Source organism: Algibacter sp. (genome assembly GCF_039977455.1).
Classification (GTDB): Bacteria; Bacteroidota; Bacteroidia; order Flavobacteriales; family Flavobacteriaceae; genus Algibacter_B.
Map to the genome: position 1 here is coordinate 112,801 of NZ_JBDWDG010000011.1, position 10,130 is coordinate 122,930.

Below are 10,130 nucleotides of genomic sequence, written 5' to 3' on the forward strand. Positions count from 1 at the left end.
GGTATTAACTTAATTTAAAAGTTGAGTTTAAATTTACGTTTTACGGCAACAAATTTGCCATTGGCACCTAAAGGAATTGAATCTACTATGTTTAGTTTGTATTCAATATTGTCTCCTAATCTATCCTTTAAATTATTTAAAAATAGTGTTTCCATTTCTTTTGTGAATAGCGCATCTGTTTCTAGATTTATTATGATACGTGTTGGGGATTCCTGAATTATTTGGCCTTTATTAATGCCTTCTAAACCTTTATAAGCGGTATCCATACGGCCAACAAAGCCCTTAGGTTCGGTCCATAAAATATCATCTTCACGACCTATTAGCTTTTCTATTAAAGGCATTTCGCAACCACAGGAACACACGGTATCTTTGCTTTTTAATAAGACGGTGTCTTCTATACTGTAACGAATTAATGGTGTTCGATAATTAATAAAACTGGTAACTACCAATTTAGCAATTTCACCAGGTTTGGCGGGTTCCCCTTTAATATTAATAAATTCGAAAACACCAGAATCTAAATTTAAATGTAATTGTCCTGCAGTACATTCTGTAATAAACGGACTGCCTTCACTAGAAGCATACTGGTTATAAACTTTGCATTGAAATGCTTTTTCTATTTCGGTTCTTTGATAATCGTACAGGGTTTCTGCTGTAACTGCAATTGCCTTTGGTATAAAGCTTAGCTTTAAATGGTGTTTATTAATATACTTACTAATAATGTAAAGGGCAGACGGGTAGCCGTCTAATAATTTAGGTTTAAAGGCATTTAATTTTTTAATATAGTGTTTTAAATTAGTTTCTGTTAGGTGGTAGGTGGACATTAACAGTTGGTTATCAAAATAATTATACATCCAAAAAGGCGGTTTTTTGGCTTTAGCATCAACTATTAACCGCCCCGAAAAGCGAACTTGTTTGGTATAGGGTTTTACACCTATAGTATGATGAAAGCGTTTCCAAAAGGCAAAGGATGAGTTTATGGACTCTCTGTCTATATAATCTACCGTTGGCGAGCCCGAAGTGCCACTGGTGTGCCCAACCATAGCTGTTTCACGTTTGTTATTTAGTAGGGCTTCCACCTTATTTTTTCTATCCGTTTTTTCCAGGATGGGCATTTTGGCTAGCACCTTAAAGGGGTCTTGTTCTATTTGTGCTTTTGTAATGCCCAAATTTTTCATGATGCTGCTATACCAATCCGAATGTTCTAACACTTCGGTTAATAATACCACTAATTTATCTTTCTGATAGGCTTTTATGGTGGCACCGTCCGCTTGCCATAAGTCTATAAATTCTTTTAAAAAAGTTTCAAACTGTGCATTATAGCGTTGTTTTTTGTTTAAATAGCCTTTAATGTTTAATAAAACAAATTTAAAAGGGTATGGCATTGTATTATAAATCGTTTCTTTTAAACCGCCCATATTATATTTGTGTTTTACGCGTTATTATCTTTCGCTGTTAACATGTGTTCTCTAAAAAGCCGCTGCTAAGCACCTGGCTTTGTGTTTAGTCTAATATATATATTTAATAAAATCCCAAAGGGAATAGCCAAAACCGTGATGCCTTTTTTTGGTGATTCTTGAAGGAATTTCCAGTTATTGGTAAACAGGGCACAAGACACATAATGTATGGCATTTTTAAATTTCACCTTAAAACTAGGTGATAATTCCATTCTACTCTTTCTTGAAAACGCAAAGCCTTTAGGATGTCTTCTGTATTGCTTTAGCATGTTTAAACTAGAACCATCAGCCATATATTCCACCACACACAGTACCTTATTAATAGGTAAAAGCTTATAATCTTGATCTATTAATTGGTATAAATAGCCAAGCGGAACAAAGCGCTCGCCTTCAAAAATAGGGTAGAGGGGATATTTTTTTACAACCTCGGTTCTATATACTAACTTTTTATCACCTTGAACTCCTAAGGTATTATTAATATCGTAAAGCGTTGTTGCTTTAATATGTTCTGGTATTTTGGTGCCAATAAGTTTGCCAGACTCGTCGGCATCGAGCCCCACAATGCCAGCAAATTCAGGTTTATCTTCAATGGTTTTCCATGTTTTAAGAATAACATCAACCGCATCATCTGCCATCGCATCATCACTATCAATACACACGTTTAATGGCGTTTCCATAATGCGATACGCCCCATTGTGTGCCCCATGCATGCCTTGGTTTTTTTGGTATTGGTATTGTATGGCTATTTTATCTTCGTTAATCCACGATTGTACTAAGTCTTTAGTATTATCGGTAGAACCATCATCAATAATAAGCCATAAAAAATCTTGATTGGATTGCTTAATTAGGCTCTTATAGCACTTATCAAGGCAATACGCACGGTTGTATGTCGGGGTAAAAACGGTTAGTGTTTTCATGCAATGTATTGGGTTTCTTAATAATTAGTTATAGTATAATTGGTACATTAAAAAAGTAAATGAAAAATATGCAAGCATAACTTTACCTATCATAATATGTTGGTTTTTAAAAAATTTCTGTTTTAGTAAGGGATATATAATAACAATAGCCATCATAAACCAAGATAAGTAAGCGAATCTGTTTGAAAAATTAGCTGTGATAATCAAAATCCAAAAACTATTACAAATTAAATAGGTGTTAACTAATTGAAAATAATATTTATCCTTAAACCCTTTTTTAATAATAAAATACCAAGCAGCAAAAACGGCAAACGCGCTATGGAAAATAAAATCCCACCTAAAGCCAGCATTATCCATGGCATCTCCTGACAAATATCCAGAAAGTCTTTCATCACCACCAAAGCCTAAAGAACTAAATAGGGTAATAAATGTACCACCTAAAATAAACGAAAAAGGTATACAGGCTAGCCATGATATTAAAAAGGTTTTCGGATTATTATAGTAATAAGTAATTATAAAAGCAAATATGGGAAGGAAGACCGTTTTATGAAATAAAGTTCCTAATAGAAATAAACAGGCCATAACCACCTTATTTTTATGGTAACTTACGCCCCATAAAAAAAGGGAGCAAGCAGCGCCATTCCTCACGCCATTGACGCCATAAGACCAAAACGAAAACGATACAATAAACATAAAGAATGCGTAAAACCAATATTCCTTAAAAAACTCTTTTGATATTCGATATAAAGGAAAAATATAAATAAAGGCACAAATAGTAAAGAATGTATAAATACTAGATACGCCAGACATAAATTTAAGAAAAACATGCCACCCAAAGTCATTTACATCACCTATTGATGCCCCATTACTATATTTTAGAAACGTTCTGTAATAATTAATGGTATCTCCAAATATATGACTAGGCGGGCGTTGACCAATATATATAATAGAAAAAACTAATAGGATATAACCTGTAATAGTAATGTACTGAATATTTTTTTTGTCGTCTAAATCTAAGACATAAGTATGTAAAAGTGTAAATAGTACTAAAAACAAGCATACATTGATATAAACAGTATAATAAAGTTCTAAAGGTACTATTGTATTCATTAATTCTTGTAATAAGGTGTATTCTAATCTATTATCAAATATCTATATTCTAAAGGCTAATTACTGTTTTTTTTCGAAATAACTCTTGCGGGATTACCTACAACCGTACAATTATCTGGGATATCTTTAGTAACCACAGAGCCTGCACCAATTATAACATTATCACCTATGCTAATACCTCCTATAATTATAGCTCCTGTATAAATGGAAACATTGTTTCCTATAGTTGGTCTTTTTCCATTTACTTCACCTACGGTTACCAAATGGTTAACATATAAATTTTCACCAATGGAATCCGCATTTAATATAGTACAATAGGGATGCCCTGTTAAAACACCACCTCCTAATTTGGTGTTTAAATCAATAGTGAAATTATTTTGTTTTCTACAATAGATGTTTAAAAAGTGTGTAAACAAACTTCTAGTTCTGAAATAAAATAAAGTTCTAAAATCTGGTGAAAGAGCTAAGAAATGAAGTAATAAACCAATATTGTTCTTATCTATATTTTTTGCACTTGACCAACGAATTAAATCCTTATCAATATCCGCTTTATTTAAACTTGTTAAATAAATTAATACATGAGGTATTAAAAATAATTTATAGATAATATATAATATGGTTTTCATTATCCAATTTTTATTAACTCATTAAACAAATTTTTCCATTTATCCATAATAACTTCTACAGTGTAACCTTTAGTATTTTTTTTTGCGTATTTACCCATTTTCTTAAGTGATTCTTCATTTGAAAATAAATTAGTTAATTTCTTAGCATATTGTTCTTTATTATATAATTCTATAAGGACCCCATTTTTTTCTGAAATAATATTTCTTGGACCATGCGGACAATCAAAGGCAATAATAGGTAAACCACAAGCTTGGGCTTCTAATAATACCAAAGGAAAACATTCATTGTGTGAAGTCATAGCGTATAGGCTGGAATTTAGCATTTTATCTTGAATATTTGAAGTAGCGCCTTGTAACTTTATTACATCTCCCAAATTTTTATCATCTATTTTTTGTTGTAAAAAATTTATATAGTCCTGCTGTCCATCACCATATATGTGTAACTGCCAATTTCTATTTTTGGTAGCAACAAGATCCCAAATATCAATTAAAAGATCAAAACCTTTTACTTGAGCTATTCTACCAGCTGCAATAACTATTTTATTTTCAAATTTTGCTTTATCCTTAGGGCAAAAGGTTAATGGGTTAGGAATTATAGTTGTATTTTGACTTTTGTAATATTTTTGTTCATCTTTGTTTAATACAACTAACTTATCGTATTTTGATTCAACGTAATCAGCAAATTTTAAAAAACACCTTTTTATTTTGTTTCTCGGATTTAATCGTTTATCAATTTCAATTGATTTGGAATAATGAAACTCTTTTATTTTTGGGATATCTTTTAAAATAAAAGGTATAAAATAAGTATCTGTACTATGGCTGCATACTACAACAATATCTGGTTTTATTTTTTTTAGAATCCTTTTACTTTTGTAAATGTGTTGCGGTAATTTTATCAGATTTTTTGGATGGAAATATGATTTATTTCTATGATAATTTATTGCTAAATCTGAAAATTTTATTGCAGCATTAAACTCATAACACGACTTATTGTTTTTTTGTTCCGTAGTTACTATATGTATTGTGTTATTTGCATCATTTGCTAAATAATTAGCCTTTATAGATAGTACTCTTTCAATACCTCCATGCATATAAAACTGGTCTATAAAAAAAACAATTGTCATTTAATCTTGTATTAAACTATTAAATAAGTCATTCCATTGCGCTACGATCTTTTCAGGAAAATAACGTTTAACATCTATTTTAGCACTTTCCCCCATGCTTTTTCTAAGGTTCTCATTATTAATAAGCGAGATGACACCCTCAGCCAAACCATTAATATCTCCATTTTTTACCATAAGCCCATTTTTTTTATCTGTAATGATGTCTGATGGACCATAAGGACAATTAAAAGCTACACATGGCACACCATATGCCATAGCTTCTGTTAAAACCATACCAAAACCTTCATAGCGCGATGATAAAACATAGATAGAGGCTTCTTTATATTTATCTTTAATGTTTTTTACCGGAGGGTAAAACTTAACACTATTTTGGATATTTAGTGTGTTAGCTAAGGTATCAAGTTTTTCTTTTTTACTGATTGTACCATATATCTTAAGCGTCCAATCAGGAAACTTCTCATGAACTATCTGCCAACTTTTTAATAGTCTATCATACCCTTTTTGATAACATTGTTTACCTACCGCTAATACCGTTTTATTAGTTAAAGTACTACTTTCAGATGGGTAAAAAGAAAGCGGATTAGGAATAACTATTATGTTGTTTAATTGCCATTCATTTAAATTGCCTTTTGTTAAAACTACAAACTTATTATAATACTTGGCACCAAAATTCATTAACTTAAAGGTCGTTGAGGCTTTAAATTTTGATAAAAATGATTTTTTATCATTTTGATTCTCAGCTTGTCGCGATACATGTCTTTCGTAAACCATAGGAACAGGTTTACTTAAAAGAATGGGGAGGAACAGGCCTTTTAAGCCATCATCACAAACTGCAATGGCGTCTGGTTTTAAAGTTTTTACTGCTTTTCTTAGTTTAGTAATGTATTTGTATATTTTAGATATGGGGTTACCCGTCGCCGATATGTTATAATATTGAATTTTGTTACTAAACTCATAAAATAAATCGGTTGATTCTTGATTTAAGGTTACTATATGCACATCGTAATTATAGTCATCAGCTAGCATACTGGCCTTTATAGAAAGTACTCTTTCTAATCCTCCAGGGCCGTCTATTCTATTTACAATGTATACTAACTTCATATTATTAATGCTTTAATTTTAAGAAGTGAAACTTTTAACTTTGCTTTTTAAAGCATTTGCCAAATCATGATGCTTTTCAAGATTCTTTATTTTTGTGTTTTTATCTATTTTGCCTTCTAAATTAAAATTATTGGTGAATTTTCCAGTTTTATCATCAATATCAATTCTATTAAATAATTCTAGAATACCATCAAAACGGCAAGAGTCCACAAAACTATTAAAGCCATTAACAAAAATCACTGGTGTGCCCATAGCTAAACAAGGGAGTGCGCAGTGAATTCTAGAGGTTATGACTAATTTGGCTTTAGCGTATTTTTTTAATAAATCTTCTGCCATTTCAAATTTTTCTGCGGTAGAATAGGTGTTTGATGGTGGCTCTTGATTAATGAAATGTGCAGATTTTAAAAGTTCTGGACTAATAAAATTCTTTAAATGTTTGTTCTTTTTATTTAGTTGAAAAGCGGTGCCATTTAGTATGTTTCGTACTATAGCCTTGGCGTTGTAAAATATTTTTTCTGGTCGTGGGTAGCTATATAATGGATCTACAATATAGATATCGTCGCCACGCTCTGAGTCGTCCACCTTATACGAATCTAAAGTAAGGGTTAAACAACCTGTAAAATAGGCATCTATTCCTTTTTCGATAAGGGTTTGGGCTGTGAATTTATCTCGACAACCAATAGGTTCGTGTTTTTTTAAATAGGCAATACCTTTTTCGCTTAACATAAAAGGCGCCGCTGTATTATTCATGTGAAAAGACACAAATAAGGGCTCAATATCTTCTGAAGGTACCCAATTATGAATATTATGGGTAAACCAACCATTCATAATGAGTTTGGTTTTTTTACCATGATATTCACCCAGTTTTTCTCTATTTAAATACTCATCAACTTTTGGTAAAAACTGTTTAGCAGCCAAACTTTGGATGTTATCGCCAACATTGAAAAAGCGTTTGTTTTCGTCATATTTTAGTAATCCGTATTTCATAATAAAGGGCTATCTTAATTTTTTATATATTTTGTATAAACCAGAAAATTTATTTCTGATTATAAACTTTAATTTACTTTTTTTACTCTTAGGCGCATTTATTTTTTGCTCTAAAATAGTATGGATTTCGCCGTTTCTAATTCTATCCAACTGTATTTTTTCAACAGCTTCATCTTTAAAGGTGTATATAGCATTACTGGTTTTTGCTTTTTCCATAAGTTCCCACCAAAAATACTGCATCCCTTTACTAGCATTACCATAGTTAAGGTTTTCAAACATTTTGGTGTAAACATTTTCATCGACATTAAAACCATAATTATTTGGGTTTTTACCATTAAGAATTAGCCCTAAAATAGTACGATAGCATTTTTCGCATTTACTGCAATTAAAAGCACTACGTAATTCGGAATAGCAAACGCGTAATTTAAAATTGGTGTTTTTTTCTTCTGAAAACTGTGTGATTAAATCGACTTTATCTTGACGTTTAAGTTCGTAGCCATCGTGAAACACTTGAACACCTGCCCAAGAAATACTTTGATCGATTTGTGGTGTAGAACCCCAAGCGATATCAATTTGTTCGGTGTAGGAGGACGCAATATAAATTTTACTATAACCATTTACATAAGATATTGGTGCAAGTGATCCTATTAACGATAAACCATGTTGAACTTTGCCCCACCAGCCCATGTCTTTTAGTAATAACTCCACTTGATAGGTGTAAAACTCACGAACGTTTGTTTCGATATACCTTTTCTTGTTGTTATTTAGTAAAGGTTCTTCTTCTATAAAATTGGTGAAACTTAGCCATTGTGATTGGTCTTCAATTTCGATGTCGGCACCAAGAATGGTTACTAAATCGGGGGTTTCAGAAAAAGTACGAATATAGGTGGCATAGGCATCAACACCTCCGCTAAACAGCATGGCAGAGTTAGATGAACTTATGTTGTTTTTTACTAGTTTTAATACGTTTAAGTCGCCTTTTAGTTCATATTCCGGAAATTGTTTTTCAAATTCAATTTTAACTTGCTTTAAAGCGTTAAAAAAGTCTTCGTCTAATTCAGGAACTTCTATATCGAAACCAGCAAACCATGCAATAGGCATAAGGTTAGATACAAAAGGAATCGCTAAAATACTGTGTGGTACACGTGATATATCCTGTTTGTATTTGGAATAAAAAGGTGCATTTTTATTAAAATATTTTTTAGAATCAGCACCTGTGGTGTAATCATAAACTATGTTATGATTACCATCCGCTAATTGTATGTTATTAAGTTTTACCATGGTATTATTTTAAGAACTTAAGTATGGGACTTAATGTGGATTTAAATAGTTGTTTCTCGAATGCTATTAGTCCCATGTTGTACATGAGCACTGAAAATGCCATAGCATATAGGGCTGCTTTAATTATAAAATTCCACCAGCCTATACCCGGAATAAAATTAATAGCATAACCAATGGCTAAAGCTAGAACAACTACCACAAATGTTTTGTTTAAAAGACTTTTAAAGAATCTAGGAATATTTAAACCAATGGTTCTATGGTAATAAAAATTCATAACATTTTGAACGATTAACCACGCTATTACCGTACCAACCATCATACCTATAGCTTCATATTTCTCAGCTAGTAGTGCTCCCAAAATGGTTCCTATTAACATAAAGGATAAATATAATATGGCTTTGAATCTTAATTTGCTTTTGGCTTCTAAAATAGAATTACCAAAACCTTGCACTAAGGGTAGGGTGTAGGCTACCATTATCATCAGAGCGATTAACCAAGATTGAAAACTACCAGATTCACCTAATTCGCCACCAACCCATAGAAATACGAACTGCTGACCATATAGCACGAATGCTGTTAAAATAAACATAAGGACTATAAAGGATAAACGTCCTATTTTAATCATCATATCTGTGAGTTCTTCACCTGAGGCATCATCTACCGACATTTTGGTAGCTCTTGGTAAAAACACACTAGAAATGGCGGTAGAAAAGGCGCCATAATAGGTGCCTAGAACAATACCTATACCATAAATGGTAAGTACTTCTGGAGGACTAATGCGGCCCAATACCCAATGACCAGCTTTCCATTGAAATAAGGACACTAGCGCAAAAACAAAGATCCAGGTCGAGTAACTAAATATGTGTTTTATAAATTTAAGTGAAAATTCGTGTAATTTAATCTTCACTTTAAGCTTTCTAAATACATAGTAGCTAGTAATACTAATAATAAGAACATTAAAAACAGAGTCTATAATTACTAAAGAAATGGCTTTACCACCTAGTAATAATACGGCAACCACAGTTATAGAACGTAGGATGTATCGAATAATATTAAGCGTTTTAGGGAACACAAAATCTTCATGACCATAGCAAATACCGGTTAAAGCAGCTCCTGGCAAACCTATTGCTAGATTAAATATAAAAATTTTATATATGGTTTTAGCAATTTCAATTTCGTTGGAATTCATTTTAGTAAAATACGTATCGATATAATTGTAGAAAATAATACCAATACTAACTATTACCGTTGATATTATTAAATACAACAACATCGTAGTAGCTAAAAAATTCTCTTGTCCTTTACTGTCGTTTTCGGCGCGATATTTGGCTACAAACCGAACAATGGTGTTGTTTAGACCAAAATCTAATAAAGAAATAGTACCCACTAATGCGCCAATGGTTAGATAAATTCCATATTCGGATTTACCTAAATGGTTTAAAATAAAAGGCGTCATTAGTAACCCAATAACATTGGTTAAAACTATGGTGGCATAGTTTAAAAAGGCTCCTTTTTTTAATTGGCTCAAAA

General features: G+C 31.9%; 9 protein-coding genes. All 9 read right to left on the reverse strand.

Annotation, left to right across the window (positions count from 1 at the left end):
• Window positions 1-14: 14 nt before the first annotated feature.
• Window positions 15-1,415, reverse strand: coding sequence for a hypothetical protein (locus ABJM36_RS02985; RefSeq protein ID WP_348449022.1), 1,401 nt, complete (start codon window positions 1,413-1,415; stop codon window positions 15-17).
• A gap of 65 nt (window positions 1,416-1,480) precedes the next feature.
• Window positions 1,481-2,371 carry a glycosyltransferase gene (locus ABJM36_RS02990; protein WP_348449024.1) on the reverse strand — a complete coding sequence of 297 codons (891 nt, stop codon included), beginning with the start codon at window positions 2,369-2,371 and terminating at the stop codon, window positions 1,481-1,483.
• A 24-nt stretch (window positions 2,372-2,395) separates the two neighbouring features.
• The gene (locus ABJM36_RS02995; protein WP_348449026.1) at window positions 2,396-3,481 is read right to left on the reverse strand and encodes an EpsG family protein; all 1,086 of its coding nucleotides are present in this window, start codon (window positions 3,479-3,481) and stop codon (window positions 2,396-2,398) included.
• Between the two features lie 56 nt (window positions 3,482-3,537).
• Window positions 3,538-4,107: a hypothetical protein gene (locus tag ABJM36_RS03000; protein ID WP_348449028.1), complete on the reverse strand. Its 570-nt coding sequence runs from the start codon at window positions 4,105-4,107 to the stop codon at window positions 3,538-3,540.
• The gene (locus ABJM36_RS03005; RefSeq protein WP_348449030.1) at window positions 4,107-5,231 is read right to left on the reverse strand and encodes a glycosyltransferase family 4 protein; all 1,125 of its coding nucleotides are present in this window, start codon (window positions 5,229-5,231) and stop codon (window positions 4,107-4,109) included. Before ABJM36_RS03005 ends, ABJM36_RS03000 begins: the two co-directional genes overlap by 1 nt.
• Window positions 5,232-6,332: a glycosyltransferase family 4 protein gene (locus ABJM36_RS03010; protein ID WP_348449032.1), complete on the reverse strand. Its 1,101-nt coding sequence runs from the start codon at window positions 6,330-6,332 to the stop codon at window positions 5,232-5,234.
• Window positions 6,333-6,350: 18 nt separating this feature from the next.
• Entirely contained in the window at window positions 6,351-7,319 is a 969-nt protein-coding gene (locus tag ABJM36_RS03015; RefSeq protein WP_348449034.1) for a polysaccharide pyruvyl transferase family protein, read from the reverse strand.
• A gap of 9 nt (window positions 7,320-7,328) precedes the next feature.
• Entirely contained in the window at window positions 7,329-8,600 is a 1,272-nt protein-coding gene (locus tag ABJM36_RS03020) for a hypothetical protein (RefSeq protein WP_348449036.1), read from the reverse strand.
• 4 nt (window positions 8,601-8,604) lie between these two features.
• Window positions 8,605-10,130 (reverse strand): oligosaccharide flippase family protein (locus tag ABJM36_RS03025; protein ID WP_348449038.1); only part of this gene is annotated, 1,526 nt, incomplete at its 5' end.